Below are 15,090 nucleotides of genomic sequence, written 5' to 3' on the forward strand. Positions count from 1 at the left end.
CTCCCGGCGTTCGAAGATCAACATTCAGCGGGGAGGTGCTCACGGCCGGTTATCGCGCGCTCGACGATTCATCGGCTATGTCCGTTTACGTACCGTCAGGAGAAGGGCTCGTGAAGAGATCGCGGCGGCGGACAAAATGCCTCGTGCACCTGCAACGTCCCGTGCTGATGCACGTGCACTGCGGCTATCATCGCGTCAAGTGAGGCGTTGTGCCGGACCGGTACGGGGCCGGTCCGTTCGTTTCGGCGGTGCCGGGGGCGCCGCGCAGGACGACAACTCCGGAGCTCTTCGGGAGATTTCTATGCACGACTCGCAGGACACGCACGGCTCGTTCGACACCTACAACGGGATGGCCGCCACCGATCTCCAGGGGGTGGTCTGGCAGAAGAGCCGGCACAGCAACTCCCAGGGCAACTGCGTCGAGTTCGCGGCCCTGCCGGGCGGCGACGTGGCGATGCGCAACTCGCGGTTCCCGGACGGTCCGGCGCTCATCTACACCCGGGCCGAGATCGCGGCCCTGCTGCTCGGGGCGAAGGACGGGGAGTTCGACCACCTGGCGGTCTGACCGGCCGCCGTGCTCCGCCATCGGGGGGCCGTCGTGGGTGCCGACACCACGACGGCCTTTGTCTTTGCCTCGTCCGGGCGCCCCTTCCGCGGGCGCCTCCCGCGAGGCCTTCCGCACGGCCTCTTTCGGAGCCTCCCCCGCGGCCCCTTGTAGCGGGCCCGCCGCCGAGGCCTTTCGTCGAGGCCTTCCGCCGAGGCCGCTCACCGCGGCTCTCGGTGCGGCTCCGGTGCGGCTCCGGTGTGGACCTCCGGGGATCCGCCGGGCCGATCCGGGGCGCTTCCCGTCTCCCGCCGCCGGGGCCGCTGGGCGGGCCGGCCGGCAGGGCCCGGGGTGTGGCCCCCGGGGGGCTTCCCCGTCCGGGGCTTCCCCTGCGGCGCGCGCCGTCCGGCGCCGGGCCCGTGCTAGGCCGATCGCCGATGCCGCCCACCGACGTCGACCGGGCCGCCGAGCCCGGGGCGTCCGTCGAGCGGGGAGCCGCCGACCGCCTCGGCCTCGAACATCGCCCAGACCACCTTGCCGCTGCCCAGGGGGTGCCAGCCCCAGGAGCGGCTGAACGACTCCACCAGGTGCAACCCGCGGCCGGATTCGGCGACGAAGTCGGCCTCCCGGGCGATCGGGCCGACACAGCTCGGATCGCTCACCGCGCAGACCACCTGGGGCGCACGGTGAACCAGGCTTATTCGGATCGGGAGCCGGCCCTCCGGGGTCGGCTGTATGGGAAAGTCGTACTCGCCCTGGGCGCAGCCCGACGGGTCCGGCCGTGCACCGATCGCGTGCCGGAGCGCGTTGGTCACGAGTTCCGAGGCCACCAGCGCGACATCGTCGAACAGCTCCGTCAGGCCCCACTGCTGGAGCGTCGTCCGAGCGAAGTCGCGCGCGGTTCTGACGGCTTCGAAGCGGGGAGCGAGCGTGCAGGTGACCACATGGGGGTCAACCGCCAAGGCCGTACCGGTGCTCATGAAGAGCTCCTCCCATAAGGGGGCGGACACGGCTGGACCCGCCGGGGTCATGCCGGTCACCTCCGACTCGCTCGGCCGCTCGGCCGCCCCCTCGACCAGGCGCGCGCGCACTCGAACGCCCGATGACGCGGGGGTGCCGTCGGGTCGGTGCACGGAGTCGCGCGTGGGGTCGACGCGGAGCCCGCGGGATTGCCAGGGATGTGCAGGTGCACGTGCACCATGGTGGTGTGCGCTCACTGCAGATGCAAGAGTCGATTCACGTGCAGTCGCACTATTGGCATATGCAAGCGCCGGATGCACGTGCATCCTGGTGCGTGGAGTGCAGAACTGATAGGAACATCCGTCAGTATCGGCACCGTGAGCGCTCAACTGATGGCAGACTGTGCGCTGTTTGCCCTAGGTGGAGGTTTCGACCGCATGACCACAGTTCAGCCGGGCGGCGGCTCGATGGTCCGCCGGATCCTCCTCGGCTCGCAGCTGCGTCGCCTGCGTGAGGCGCGCGGCATCACCCGCGAGGACGCGGGCTACGCGATCCGGGCCTCCGAGTCCAAGATCAGCCGCATGGAACTCGGCCGCGTCAGCTTCAAGGAGCGCGACGTCGCCGACCTGCTCAGCCTGTACGGCGTGGACGACGGCGTCGAGCGGGAAGCCCTGCTCGGCCTCGTCCGCGAAGCCAACAAGTCCGGCTGGTGGCACAGCTTCAACGACGTGCTGCCGGGCTGGTTCCAGACCTACGTGGGCCTGGAGGAGGCCGCCCAGCTGATCCGCACCTACGAGGTGCAGTTCATCCCCGGGCTGCTCCAGTCCGAGGAGTACGCACGGGCGGTTTTCGGCCAGAGTCGGCCGGTGATCAGCGAGGAGGAGGTCGAACGGCGGGTCAGCCTCCGGTTGCGCCGCCAGAAGCTGCTGACCGAGGGCGGCAGCCCGCGGCTCTGGGCGGTCATCGACGAGGCCGCGCTGCGCCGGCCGGTCGGCGGGCCCCAGGTGATGCGCGGTCAGGTGCAGTACCTGATCGACGTCGCCGAGCAGGCCAACGTGGTGATCCAGGTCATGCCGTTCCGGTTCGGCGCGCACGCGGGCGAGTCCGGGGCGTTCACGATCCTGCGCTTCCCGGAGCAGGACCTCGCGGACGTGGTCTACCTGGAGCAGCTCACCAGTGCGCTCTACCTGGACAAGCGCGACGACGTCGACGCCTACATCCAGGTCATGGAGCGGCTCTGCGTGGACAGCCTCACGCCGGAGCGCACGATAGACCTGCTCGCCTCGATCCTGAAGGAACGCTGAGCCACTGCTGTCCGGGGCCTGTGGGTCCCCTCGCTCGCGAGGCCCCCGGCAGCCGGTCGTCCAGGCCGCCCACCCGCCGTCAGCCGCGGGCCGGCGGCCGTTCGCGTTCCGGCGGGGACGCCTGCGGCGGGCAGCCCAGCTCCCAGGCCAGTTCGTAGCGGCGGAAGAGGTCGGCCCGGATCGGCGCCAGCGGGATCTCGGCGCCCGGCAGCAGCACGCCTATGCAGCCGCCCATCAGCGCACTGCGCAGGACGGCGTGCTCGGCGGCGGGGTCGGGCGCACCCCAGTCCCGGAGCAGCCCCTGGAGGAGCGCGCCGAGCTGCTGCTGCTCCGGGTCCTGGACGAAGGCGCCGGTGTCCGGGTCGAGGATCAGGGCCAGGTGCGAGCGCATCACCCGGGGGTGGTCCAGTGCCAGCCCGAGCACGGCGTCTATCGCCCGGGCCAGCCGGGCGTCGGCGGAGGAGCCGGGGGCCAGTTCCGCCAGGGCGCCGGCCAGCGACAGGTGCATCATCCGGTGCGTGGCGGACTGCATCAGCAGCCGTTTGCCGTCGAAGTAGTACGAGAGCAGTCCGCGGGCGAGACCGGCCCGTTCGGCGATGTCCGTCAGTGTGGTGCCCGCGTAACCGCGCTGGTCAACCAGTTCGACGGTGGCCCGCATGATGCGTTGGCGGGAGCGTTGCCGCATCTCCTCATTGACCGAATCCCCGCGAGGTGCCATCGTGTCTGCTCCGAACGTTCGTTGGCTCCGAGCCAATATACTTGCGGAGCCGACAGCCGCACCGAGGTACCGCGCCCCGACGGGCGCTGCCTGGGCGGCCGCCACGAAGACGGCCGGCTCCACCAACACGGGGGTTTGGTGGAGCCGGCGCCACGGCCCGACGGTTCCGGGAGGGGCCGCGGGGGGAGCCCGGGGTCAGCGCTCGGTCAGGACCACGGACCTGTTCGCGGTCGACCCGACTGGCTGGTCATCATAGTCCGGCAGCGACGCGGGGGTTGAAGCGCGCCGCCGGTCCACCAGGGCGCCCGCCGCCGCGACGGCCAGGCCGACCACCGCGACCGCGGTGACGAACAGCAGCGCCGGCCGGTAGCCGTCGAGCTGGGCCTGCGGGCCGTCGCCGCCCGCGCTGCCGGCCGTGATCATCGCGGTCGCCCCGGCCAGCACCACGGCGGTGCCGACCTGGATCGCGGTGTTCACCAGGCCCGAGGCCAGGCCCTGCTCCTCGTCGGCCACCCCGTCGGTGGCGGCGATGTTCACCGAGGGGAAGGCGAAGGCGAAGCCCACCCCGAGCAGCAGCATCGAGGGCAGCACCAGGCCGAGGTAGGAGCTGTGCTCGTCCAGCCGCAGGAACAGGGCGAACGCGGCGACCAGCGAGAGCAGGCCGATCGGCAGCAGCCGCCCGGTGCCGAAGCGGTCCACGATCGGGCCCATGAAGGGGGCCGAGAGCGCGATCAGGGCCGCGGCGGGGAGCAGCCCGAGGGCCATCTCCAGCGCCGACCAGCCGAGCAGGTGCTGGAGGTAGAGGGTGACCACGAACTGGAACCCGCCGTACGCGCCGGTCATCGCGAAGGCGACCACGTTGGCCCGGGCGACCGCACCGTTGCGGAAGATGCCGAGCCGGACCAGCGGGTGCGCGGCGCGGCTCTCCACCCGCAGGAAGGCGGCGGCCAGCAGGGCGACGACGAGCAGCGAGCCGAGGGTGCGGGGGCTCAGCCAGCCGGCGCCCTGGGCCTCGGTGACGGTGAAGACCAGCAGCAGCACGGTCGCGGTGCCGGTGATCGCGCCGAGGGCGTCGTAGCCGCCCTTGGCGTTCTCCTCGACCGGCCGGGGGAGCAGCCGGAAGGCGAAGAGCAGGGCGATCAGCGCGACCGGGACGGGCATCAGGAAGGTCCAGCGCCAGCCGACCTCGGTGAGCAGGCCGCTCAGCACCAGGCCGAGCGAGAAGCCGCTGGCGCCGCAGGTGGTGTAGATCGACAGCGCCCGGTTGCGGGCCGGGCCCTCGGCAAAGGTCGTGGTGATGATCGACAGGCCGGCCGGGGCGGTGAAGGCGGCGCTGACGCCCTTGAGGAACCGGGCCGCGATCAGCAGGCCGCCGTCGTCGACCAGGCCACCGACCAGCGAGGCCGCGGCGAAGACGCCCAGGGCCACCAGGAACACCCGGCGGCGGCCGAGCAGGTCGGCGGCGCGCCCGCCGAGCAGCAGCAGGCCGCCGTAGCCGAGCACGTAGCCGGAGACCACCCACTGCAGGGTGGAGGTGGAGAGGTGCAGGTCGGAGCCGATGGACGGGAGGGCGACGCCCACCATCGAGACGTCCAGGGCGTCCAGGAACATGGCGGCGCAGAGCACGATCAGGGTGCCCCAGAGGCGGGGAGTCCAGTGCGGCCCGCTGGTTGACGGGGCATCGGGCGGCGAGATGGTCGCGGTGGTCATGGGGAGGACAGTACATGCACATGCATTCAATGCAAGTAAATTAGATGTGAACGCATTAATTTCTGGCGCACGTGCTAGGGTGGCGGCGTGGCAGAACTCGACTCCCCGGCGGAGACCGGTCTCGTCGCGCAGTGGCGCGAGCTGCTGGCCCGGCACGCCTCCGCGGCCTGCATGCTCGATCGCGAGCTGGGCGAGCGCCACGGGCTGGGCATGAGCGAGTTCGAGGTGCTGGAGCGCCTCGTCGAGGCGTGCGGCGGGCCGGGGTCCGCGGTGCGGGTGAGCGAGCTGGCCCACCACGTCCATCTGAGCCAGAGCGCCCTCTCCCGGCTGATCGCCCGTCTGGAGAAGGCCGGACTGGTCACCCGGGCGATGTGCGAGAGCGACCGTCGGGGCGTCCAGCTCACCCTCACCGAGGCCGGCCGGGAGCGCTACGAGCAGGCCAGGCCGCTGCACCGGCAGGTGCTGGCGCAGACCCTGGGTGACGGGCCCGTCCCCTCCTGCGAGGCCCCTTCTGGTTCGCCTTCCTCCGACTGACGGGACTGGCGGGCCGACGATCTGACGCTCCGTCAGGATGCTGGCTGGGGCGTGGATTTGCTCGCTGCCAGGTGTCGTCAGGGCAGGTCGGAGCAGGTCAGGGCGGCAGGTCAGAGCAGCGAGTGCAGCCCCGGTGCCGCGGCCAGCAGGACGACCACGGCGGGCGCGGCGAGCGCCGCGACGGTGAGCCGCAGCCGGTGCGGGACGGAGAGCCGCGGGCGGCCGGCGAGCAGCCGGTCGACCCGCTTCGGTGACTGCGCCAGGCCGGGCGGGCAGGAGCCGAACACTCCGCGGTCCAGGTTGAGTTCGGCCAGTGCGAGGGCGGTCGTGTGTCGGCCGTGGCGGCGGGCGGCGCGGTCGTCGGCGGCCAGCTCGACCAGCTCCGCCACCTGGTTCCGGAAGGCCTCGAACACGCCGACGCCGGGGAAGCCGGAGGCGAGCGCCTGGGCGAACTGCTGGAGCCAGTGGTGCCGGGCCCGGACGTGGCCGCGCTCGTGGCTCAGCACGGCTGCCAGCTCCCGGTCGGTCAGCTGCCGGAGGGCGCCGGTGGTGACCACCAGCCGGGAGTCGGGCCCGGGCAGCGACCACGCCTCCGGGCGGACGCTCTCCAGCACCACCAGCCGCTCCCGACGGCTCCGGCCGGTCTCGATGGTGCTCGGCAACTCCGGTGCGCGGGTCGCCAGTTGGGCGTGCCGACGACTGCGCAGCGCCTTGGCCGTGCGGACCTCCCGGGTGAGCGCCAGGACCGTCTGGAGCCCGCCCGCGGCCAGCACCGCGGCGCACAGCCGGCCCCAGCCCTCGGCGTCCTGGAGGCCGTACGCGGCCTCCACGCCGTGCGGTGCGCCGCGGAACAGCAGGGCCCGCAGCTCCGGCAGCGCGGCGGAGGCCGCCAGCAGGAGGCCCAGTGCGCAGCAGAGCAGGACGGCCACCACCAGGCACTGCCACACCAGCAGGGCCAGCACCGGTTCGCGCTCCGCCCAGCGGGCCCGGGCGAGCAGCCGGGGCGCGACGGTCGAGAGCAGCAGGCCGAGCAGCAGCAGGCCGATCAGGGCAGGCATCGATGGGCTCCCCGAGTACGCACGGAACGCGACAGCGCGCTCCCTGCCAACCTATGCGCTGGCGACGCCCGGTGGAACGGCTTTCGACCGGCCAGTGACCAACGCCACGCCGGGCCCGGGCGCTTGGGGCCTCCGAGCGGTCGGTCGTGCGACCGTCACATGGTCAGGAGCATGGCGAACATGCCGATCCCCATGGTGAGTCGGCAGGCCTGCGGCAGGCCGGCGGTGCCGACCGCGAGGACGCCCGCCGGGGTGCGCAGCAGCCGGCTGCCGGTCCAGAGGGTGTAGGCGCCGAAGTACAGCAGGAGCGCTCCGGTCAGCACCGGCAGGCCGAGGGCGGGGGCCTGGTGGTGGGCGTGGCCGGAGGCGGTGGTCATCGCGAGGGCCATGTACGTCATGGCGAGCGCGCCCACCGCGTGGTGCAGCCGGTGGGCGCGGCCGGCCGGGGCGTGGGCGGCGGCGAGCAGGAAGGCGGCGGCGGGGAGGGCGAAGAGTCCGGCCCAGACGGCTGCGGGGACGGCGGCGCCGGTGACGGCCATCGCGGCCATGCCGAGTCCCATCAGGGCCTCGGCGGCGTCGGACTCGCGGACCGACGGGGGGTGGGCGCCGCCCGGGGCGCAGGGGGAGTGGCGCAGCCGGACCAGGCAGGAGGTGCCGGCGCCGGCGGCGAGGAGGGCGAGGAGCCAGTTGACCAGGGTGGATCCGTACAACGGCAGCCTCCCGGGGCGGTGGGCGACGGGGCGGCGAACAGATGACGGCGGACGGCGGACAGCTGTCAGCGAACAGATGATGAAATCTGTCGGCTGTCATCTGTTCGCCGTCAGTTGTCAGCTGTCAGCTGTCAGCTGTCAGCTGTCAGCCGTCAGCCGTCGTCGGCGAGCTGTCGCCTGCTCGCTGCTCCCGTGCGCGGCGACGGACGTCCGGTCCACGATCACCGCACCCGGCCGGGCGTGGCCAGGGCGCGTACGGGGGCGCACAGGGGTGCCCGCCGTTGTGAACGCCCTGGCCGCACGCCAACCGCACGCCAACCGCACCCCAACCGCACACCGGCCGTAGGCCCCGCCGCACACCGGCCGTAGGCCCCGCCGCACACCGGCCGTACGCCCCGCCGCCCGCCGCCCGTACCGCAGGTCCGCCCCGCTCAGCCCTGGAGCCGCCCCGAGGCGACCACCCGGCTGAGGAACTGCCGGGTCCGTTCCTCCTGAGGATCGCCGAGCACCTGCTCCGGCGGCCCCTGTTCGAGCACCACCCCGCCGTCCAGGAAGCAGACCCGGTCGGCGACCTCACGGGCGAAGCCCATCTCGTGGGTGGAGAGGACCATCGTCATCCCCTGCTCCTTGAGGTCCCGCACCACCGAGAGCACCTCGCCGACCAGCACCGGGTCGAGCGCCGCGGTGATCTCGTCCAGGAGCAGCAGCCGCGGCCCGGTGGCCAACGCGCGCACGATGGCGACCCGCTGCTGCTGCCCGCCCGAGAGCCGGTCCGGGTACTCCTGCGCCTTGGCCGCGAGCCCGAGCCGGTCGAGCAGCTCCAGCGCCCGCGCCTCCGCCTCGGCCCGGGCGACCTTGTGCACCCGGCGCGGCGCGAGGGTGATGTTCTCCAGCACCGTCAGATGCGGGAACAGGTTGTACGACTGGAACACCACGCCGATCCGGCGCCGCACGGCGTCCTCGTCCGCGCGCGGATCGGTGATCTCCTCACCGTCCAGGAAGATCGCCCCGTCGTCGATCCCCTCCAGCAGGTTGACGCAGCGCATCAGGGTGGACTTGCCGGAGCCGGAGGCCCCGATCAGCGCCGTCACCGAGTGCTCGGCCACGGCGAGGTCCACGTCGCGCAGCACCACCTGGCCGCCGAAGGTCTTGCGCACCGACTCCAGCCGGAGCACCTCGTTCGCCGTCACACCGCACCTCCCTGGAGCTGGCGGCGGTTCATCCGCGTGGTCAGCCAGTCGGCGAACCGGGTCAGCGGAATGGTCAGCACGATGAACACCAGCCCCGCCACCAGGTACGGCGTGAAGTTGAAGGAGCGGGCCGCGATGATCTTCGCCGCGTACACCGCGTCGATCGCGCCGCCGATCGAGACCAGTCCGGTGTCCTTCTGGAGGCTCACCAGGTTGTTGATCAGCGGCGGCACCACCCGGCGGACGGCCTGCGGCAGCACCACGTACCGCATCGCCTGGGCGTTGGTCAGCCCCAGCGACCGGGCCGCGGCGCGCTGGCTCGGGTGCACCGACTCGATGCCGGAACGGAACACCTCCGACACGTACGCCGAGTACGTCAGCACCAGCGCCGCGCCGCCCAGCAGCAGCGGATCGGTGGTCACGCCGGTCAGCCGCAGCGCCGGCACCCCGGTGATCATGACCAGCAGGCAGATGATCATCGGCAGCCCGAGGAAGAAGTCCACGTACGCAGTGGCGAGCAGCCGCACCGGCAGGAAGACGGGCCCGCGCAACGTCCGGAGCACCGCCAGCAGCAGCCCGAACACGAGGATCAGCGCACCGCAGCCGAGCATCAGCTCCAGGTTCAGCCGCAGCCCCTTCAGCACCTCGGGCAGCGCCTGGCGGGCGTAGTCCAGGTTGAAGAAGGTCCGCCGGGTCACCTGCCAGCCCGGGGAGTTGACGACCAGCAGGTAGAGCACGACGGCCGTCACCAGGGTCGACGCGGTGGCGATCAGCGCCGAGCGGCGGCCCCGGGAGCGGCGGTAGGCCTCGTGCGCCAGCCGCCGTTCGGACGGACGGTAGTCGTCCACCGCAGGCGCCGTCGCTGCCCCGGTCCGGCCCTCCGCTGCCCCGTTCCGAGGGCCGGGCGCCTTGGCGAGCCCCACCGGCCCGGCACCGCCCGGCGCGCTCCCGCCCGTGCCCGTGCCGCTCGCCCCGGGGCCCGGATCGGCACTCACTTCAGCACCGGAGCCGAGACGGCGTCGGAGAGCCACTGCTTCTCCAGCTTCGCCAGCGTGCCGTCGGCGCGCAGCGCGTCCACGGCCTGCGAGACGCAGCCGGTCAGCTTGGAGCCCTTGTCCAGCACCAGGCCGAACTGCTCGCCCTGCGTGGCCGTCTCGAACTGGCCGACCACCTGGGCCTCCGGCACCTCGGCGCCGGTGATGTAGAAGGCAGTCGGCAGGTCCACCACCAGGGCCTCGATCTGGCCGTTCTTCAGGGCGGCCTTGGCGAGGTCGTTGGAGTCGAACACGGCCGGCTGGGTGTTCGGCTTGATGGTCCCGGTGATGGTGTCCAGGCTCGTGGTGCCGACCTGTGCGCCGAGCTTGGCACCCTTGAGGTCGGCGATGCTCCTGGCGCCGGCCGCCTTGGAGCCCTTCAGCGCGATGACGGTCTGGCGCACGTCGTAGTAGCCGGAGGAGAAGTCCACCGCCTGCTTGCGCTCGTCGCTGACGGACACCTGGTTGATGTCGAAGTCGAAGTCCTTGGTGCCCGGGGAGGTCGCCTTGTTGAACGGCGCCACCACCCAGCTGACCTTCTCCTTCGGGTAGCCGAGCTTCTCGGCGACCGCGTAGGCCACGGCGGACTCGAAGCCCTTGCCGTTCTCCGGCTTGTCCTCGGAGAACCACGGGTCGTACGCGGGCTTGTCGGTGCCGACGGTCAGCGTCCCCGCGGTGCGGGTGGCCAGCGCCCCGGGCGCGCAGCCCGCCGCGGACCCGGCCGCGCCCGGCGCGGCGGAGGCGGCGTCCGACGTCGAGTCCTGCGGCGAGCAGGCGGTCAGCACGGCCGCGGCGGCGACCAGCGCGGCGACGGGCAGTGCGGCGGACGGCTTGCGGATGGTCATGACGGGGCTCCAGGGAAGGGACCGGCGGGACGGGAGAACGGGGAGGGGGCACGGGAGGGCGCGAGGGACGGCGCGCGTCCTGGCGGGTTCACTTCCCCCCGGTGGCGGCGCCGGAACACACGCGGCATGGTCGGCGTACGGGCACGCGTCCGCGGCACCCTCCGAGCCGGACCGGCATGCCGCCGGCTCGGCGGCATGCCGGTCAACAACAGCGGCGACAGCGGCAGCTGAGGCCGCGCGCGCGACAGCGGCGGCAGACGTGCCGACGGGAGGGCGCCCGGAACGGGCTGTCGTGGCGTACGGCCACCGTGATCACCGCCGGGAGCATGCCGGGAGGTTCGCATCAGAACGGCACATCTGTCCAGAACATCCAGATCAATGTCCACATGCCGGACAGCCCGCTCCCGTCGAAGGTTTCCGCTCCGGGAAGGCGGCATGCCGGAGTTTTGTCGGTCCAGGCCCCCTTGAACGGGAGAACCTTTCGTACTTATGGTGTCCTCGTTGAAATAACTCCTGTCGAAGTGAGTCCACGATGCAGAATCTTTCGCCAAGGCTCGCTGTGGCGGCCGACACCGCGGTCTCGCCCCTCGCCGGCCACCCGGCCTGGCTTCGCCTGAAGGACGCCGTCGAGACGCTGCGGCCGCTCCAGTCGAAGGACGGCTCGATCGACCTCTCCGCCGTCCAGCGGCAGACGGTCGACCCGTTGGTCGCCACCGTGCGCGCCGCCGTCGAGGAGCTTGCCCCGAACTTCCCGCACGACGCCGCCTACCTGGCCGCCGTCGACGCGGACCTCGCCAAGTGGGCCGACACCGGCTACCGCGAGCCCGACTTCCTCGACTCGCTGCTCGCCTTCCAGCCCGCCGACCAGCGCGAGGACGGCCTCGAGCACCTGGTCGTCTTCCCGATGTACACCCAGAACGGCAACCCCAACCGCAACCTGGAAGCCGTCCTGCTGCGCGTCGTGTGGCCCGACTGGCTGGCCGAGCTGGAGCGCACCCGCTTCGACAACCCGATGTTCGTGCCGATCACCTTCACGGACTTCACCGCCGGCTACGACACCAACTCCGCCGTGCTCTTCCCCGAGACGGTTGCCGTCCGCAAGGCGCCGGAACGGTTCACCTGGGGTGGCATCTTCTGCGACCGCGAGGCCGCCCGCTTCCGCGCCGTCTCCACCAGCGCCGTCCAGCAGCTCGGCCTGGAGATCCCCGCCGACGCCGAGGGCCTGCTCCAGGACCAGCACCGCGCGCAGGAGACCTTCGTCCTGTGGGACCTCATCCACGACCGCACCCACAGCCACGGCGACCTGCCGTTCGACCCTTTCATGATCAAGCAGCGCAGCCCGTTCTGGATGTACGGCCTCGAGGAGCTCCGCTGCGACCTCACCACCTTCAAGGAGGCGGTGCAGCTGGAGACCGAGGGCAACCCGCACGCCCGCGACGTCCAGTACGCGATCCTCTTCGACCGCCTGTTCCGCTTCCCGGTCTCCGGCGACCGGGTGCGCAACTACGACGGCATGGGCGGCCAGCTGCTCTTCGCCTACCTCCACAAGCACGGCGCGCTGCAGTGGCGCGACAACCGCCTCAGCATCGACTGGGAGCTCGCCCCGCAGGTCACCAACGCGCTCTGCGGCGAGATCGAGACCCTGTACCGCGACGGCATCGACCGGCCCAAGGCCGCCCACTGGATCGCCGCCTACGAGCTGGTCTCCCGCTACCTCACCCCGCACCCGGCCTCCACCTGGGCGAAGGGCCCGGAGGCGCTGCCGCTCGACATCACCGACGGCAAGGCCCTCAACAAGGCCCTGTGCGACGCCGTGCTCCCGGACGAGTTCCCGCTGAGCATGTTCTACGAAGCCCTCAACAAGAAGCTGAGCGGCGTCATCGCCGCCACCGCCGGCATCACCGGCGCCGGGATCCAGGGAGCCGCCGCGTGACCACCTCCACCACCGCCCCGCTGGCCGGCAAGGTCATCGCCGTCGCCGGAGCCAGCGGCCCGGCCGGCCGCGCGGTGCTGCGCCGCCTCACCGCCGACGGCGCCACCGTGATCGGCGCCGACATCGACGCCCAGCGCCTGGAGTCCGCCCTGGACGCCACCCGGGTGGCCGTCCGCGGTGCCAAGGTCAGCGGCCAGGTCATCGACCTGCTCGACCCGCAGGAGGTCCACGACTGGGCCGACCACCTGGAGTCCGAGCACGGGCACGTCGACGGCCTCTTCCACCTCGTCGGCGGCTGGCGCGGCAGCAAGACCTTCTTCGACACCCGGCTGGACGACTGGGACTTCCTGCACGACACCGTCGTGCGGACCCTCCAGCACACCTCGCTGGCCTTCCAGCCCGCGCTGGTCCGCAGCACCGCCGGCCGCTACGCGATGATCTCCGCGTCGGCCGCGCACAAGCCCACCGCCGGCGGCGCCGCCTACGCGGCCGCCAAGGCCGCCACCGAGGCGTGGACCCTCGCCATGGCGGACTCCTTCAAGAAGGAGACCACCGCCCCCGACGGCGAGCCCACCGCCGCGGCTGCGATCCTGGTCATCAAGGCGCTGGTCAGCCCCGAAATGAGGGCCGAGAAGCCGGAGGCGAAGTTCGCCGGCTTCACCGACACCGCCGACCTCGCCGGACACCTGGCGGGCCTCTGGGACCGCCCCGCAGCAGAACTGAACGGACAGCACCTGTGGCTGACAGCCCGATGACCGACCTCACCCGTACGGACGCGGTACGGCGGCACGACCCCGCCGTCCGCGGCTTCGCCAGCGACAACTACGCCGGCGTGCACCCGGAGGTCCTCGCCGCGATAGCCCTCGCCAACGGCGGCCACCAGATCGCCTACGGCGAGGACGACTACACGAACCACCTCCAGGAGGTCTTCCGCCGCCACTTCGGCGACAAGGCCGAGGCCTACCCCGTCTTCAACGGCACCGGCGCCAACGTGGTCGCCCTCCAGTCGCTGCTCCCGCGCTGGGGCGCGGTGGTCTGCGCCGAGACGGCCCACGTCCACGTGGACGAGGGCGGCGCCCCGGAGAAGATGGGCGGCATCAAGCTGCTCACCGTCCCCACCCCGGACGGAAAGCTCACCCCCGAGCTGCTCGACCAGCAGGCCTGGGGCTTCGGCGACGAGCACCGCGCGCAGCCGCTCGCGGTCTCCATCACCCAGAGCACCGAGCTCGGCACCCTCTACACCGTCGACGAGATCCGCGCGATCACCGAGCACGCCCACCAGCTGGGCATGCTCGTCCACGTGGACGGCTCCCGCCTGGCCAACGCCGCCGCCTCGCTCGGGCTGCCGCTGCGCGCCTTCACCACGGACGTGGGCGTCGACGTGCTGTCGTTCGGCGGGACGAAGAACGGCCTCCTGTTCGGCGAGGTCGTGGTGGTGCTCAACCCGGAGCGGGTGCGCAACATCAAGTACCTGCGCAAGACCTCGATGCAGCTCGCGTCGAAGATGCGCTTCGTCTCGGTCCAGTTCGAGGCGCTGCTCTCCGGCGACCTGTACCTGCGCAACGCCGGCCACGCCAACGCGATGGCCCGCCGACTGGAGGCCGCGGTCCGCGGGATCGAGGGCGTCGAGGTGGTCCGCCCGGTCCAGGCGAACGCGGTCTTCGCGATCCTCCCGCGCGAGGTCAGCGAGCGGCTCCAGAAGCGCTACCGCTTCTACTTCTGGAACGAGCACACCGGCGAGGTCCGGTGGATGTGCGCCTTCGACACCACGGAGGCCGACATCGACGCCTTCGCGGAGGCCATCGCCGAGGAGATGGGCCGCGCCTGACGGCGCTCGACCAACGGATCGTCCCGTCCCGCAGCAGCGGGACGGGACGATTTGCATGTGGCGGGTCGGTCCCCGTACAGTTCCGGAGTCGCCGCGGGAGACCGGGGCGGTAGAGCGGAAAGCGAATCCGATGAAGGAAGCTCCGGAAAACGGAGCGGAAAGCGTCTGATAAGCTGGAAACACGAAAGAACGAAGCCCGGAGGGCCTGCCGGAAGGCGGCGCGAAGGAAGCGTCCGTTCCTTGAGAACTCAACAGCGTGCCAAAAGTCAACGCCAGATATGTTGACATCCCCGGCCTCGGTCCTTGTGACTGGGGTTGGAGATTCCTTTTGAAACAAACACTAGCGAGGACGCAGTGCGCGGGGCCGCCCTATTCCGGTGGTTGCCGTGCCGCTCAACGCGGGTGTGGACCCGATCACGGGTAAACATTCACGGAGAGTTTGATCCTGGCTCAGGACGAACGCTGGCGGCGTGCTTAACACATGCAAGTCGAACGGTGAAGCCCTTCGGGGTGGATCAGTGGCGAACGGGTGAGTAACACGTGGGCAATCTGCCCTGCACTCTGGGACAAGCCCTGGAAACGGGGTCTAATACCGGATACGACCTTCCTCCGCATGGGGGTTGGTGGAAAGCTCCGGCGGTGCAGGATGAGCCCGCGGCCTATCAGCTTGTTGGTGGGGTAATGGCCTACCAAGGCGACGACGGGTAGCCGGCCTGAGAGGG

The 15,090-nt window shown here is 71.6% G+C and carries 14 protein-coding genes and 1 rRNA gene; 7 read left to right on the forward strand and 8 right to left on the reverse strand.

Annotated elements, in window-relative coordinates; genetic code table 11:
- The first annotated feature begins 301 nt into the window (after nt 1-301).
- Nucleotides 302-565: a DUF397 domain-containing protein gene (locus tag ACH5AR_RS02540; RefSeq protein ID WP_396299503.1), complete on the forward strand. Its 264-nt coding sequence runs from the start codon at nt 302-304 to the stop codon at nt 563-565.
- 401 nt (nt 566-966) lie between these two features.
- On the opposite strand, the gene ACH5AR_RS02545 is transcribed toward ACH5AR_RS02540, so the two are convergent.
- The gene (locus ACH5AR_RS02545; protein WP_396299504.1) at nt 967-1,524 is read right to left on the reverse strand and encodes an ATP-binding protein; all 558 of its coding nucleotides are present in this window, start codon (nt 1,522-1,524) and stop codon (nt 967-969) included.
- A gap of 417 nt (nt 1,525-1,941) precedes the next feature.
- Here ACH5AR_RS02545 and ACH5AR_RS02550 point away from each other — a divergent pair, with 417 nt between their 5' ends.
- Entirely contained in the window at nt 1,942-2,808 is an 867-nt protein-coding gene (locus ACH5AR_RS02550) for a helix-turn-helix domain-containing protein (RefSeq protein WP_396299505.1), read from the forward strand.
- Nucleotides 2,809-2,887: 79 nt separating this feature from the next.
- On the opposite strand, the gene ACH5AR_RS02555 is transcribed toward ACH5AR_RS02550, so the two are convergent.
- Nucleotides 2,888-3,493 carry a TetR/AcrR family transcriptional regulator gene (locus ACH5AR_RS02555; RefSeq protein WP_396299506.1) on the reverse strand — a complete coding sequence of 202 codons (606 nt, stop codon included), beginning with the start codon at nt 3,491-3,493 and terminating at the stop codon, nt 2,888-2,890.
- A 228-nt stretch (nt 3,494-3,721) separates the two neighbouring features.
- Nucleotides 3,722-5,236, reverse strand: coding sequence for an MFS transporter (locus ACH5AR_RS02560; protein ID WP_396299507.1), 1,515 nt, complete (start codon nt 5,234-5,236; stop codon nt 3,722-3,724).
- Nucleotides 5,237-5,323: 87 nt separating this feature from the next.
- Here ACH5AR_RS02560 and ACH5AR_RS02565 point away from each other — a divergent pair, with 87 nt between their 5' ends.
- Nucleotides 5,324-5,770 (forward strand): MarR family winged helix-turn-helix transcriptional regulator, encoded by a 447-nt coding sequence (locus ACH5AR_RS02565; RefSeq protein ID WP_396299508.1) that lies wholly within the window; start codon nt 5,324-5,326, stop codon nt 5,768-5,770.
- A 110-nt stretch (nt 5,771-5,880) separates the two neighbouring features.
- Here the strand turns inward: ACH5AR_RS02565 and ACH5AR_RS02570 are convergent, their stop codons facing one another.
- The 5 genes from ACH5AR_RS02570 to ACH5AR_RS02590 form a co-directional block, all read right to left on the reverse strand.
- Nucleotides 5,881-6,828, reverse strand: a complete 948-nt coding sequence (locus ACH5AR_RS02570; protein WP_396299509.1) for a M56 family metallopeptidase — start codon at nt 6,826-6,828, stop codon at nt 5,881-5,883.
- A gap of 155 nt (nt 6,829-6,983) precedes the next feature.
- Nucleotides 6,984-7,538, reverse strand: a complete 555-nt coding sequence (locus ACH5AR_RS02575) for a DUF5134 domain-containing protein (protein WP_396299510.1) — start codon at nt 7,536-7,538, stop codon at nt 6,984-6,986.
- 431 nt (nt 7,539-7,969) lie between these two features.
- On the reverse strand, nt 7,970-8,728 hold the full coding sequence (locus tag ACH5AR_RS02580; protein ID WP_396299511.1) for an amino acid ABC transporter ATP-binding protein: 759 nt from the start codon (nt 8,726-8,728) through the stop codon (nt 7,970-7,972).
- Nucleotides 8,725-9,576, reverse strand: coding sequence for an amino acid ABC transporter permease (locus ACH5AR_RS02585; protein ID WP_396299512.1), 852 nt, complete (start codon nt 9,574-9,576; stop codon nt 8,725-8,727). The genes ACH5AR_RS02580 and ACH5AR_RS02585 overlap by 4 nt, the downstream gene beginning before the upstream one ends.
- A gap of 143 nt (nt 9,577-9,719) precedes the next feature.
- Entirely contained in the window at nt 9,720-10,607 is an 888-nt protein-coding gene (locus tag ACH5AR_RS02590) for an ABC transporter substrate-binding protein (protein WP_396299513.1), read from the reverse strand.
- Nucleotides 10,608-11,139: 532 nt separating this feature from the next.
- Between ACH5AR_RS02590 and ACH5AR_RS02595 the strand changes: the two genes are divergently transcribed.
- The 4 genes from ACH5AR_RS02595 to ACH5AR_RS02610 form a co-directional block, all read left to right on the forward strand.
- Entirely contained in the window at nt 11,140-12,540 is a 1,401-nt protein-coding gene (locus ACH5AR_RS02595; protein ID WP_396299514.1) for a DUF6421 family protein, read from the forward strand.
- Nucleotides 12,537-13,295, forward strand: coding sequence for an SDR family NAD(P)-dependent oxidoreductase (locus tag ACH5AR_RS02600; RefSeq protein WP_396299515.1), 759 nt, complete (start codon nt 12,537-12,539; stop codon nt 13,293-13,295). Before ACH5AR_RS02595 ends, ACH5AR_RS02600 begins: the two co-directional genes overlap by 4 nt.
- Entirely contained in the window at nt 13,292-14,368 is a 1,077-nt protein-coding gene (locus ACH5AR_RS02605; protein WP_396299544.1) for a threonine aldolase family protein, read from the forward strand. The genes ACH5AR_RS02600 and ACH5AR_RS02605 overlap by 4 nt, the downstream gene beginning before the upstream one ends.
- 427 nt (nt 14,369-14,795) lie before the next feature.
- A 16S ribosomal RNA gene (locus ACH5AR_RS02610) occupies nt 14,796-15,090 on the forward strand; the annotation flags it as partial.

The sequence above is a fragment of the Kitasatospora sp. NPDC018619 genome (genome assembly GCF_044391605.1).
GTDB lineage: Bacteria > Actinomycetota > Actinomycetes > Streptomycetales > Streptomycetaceae > Kitasatospora.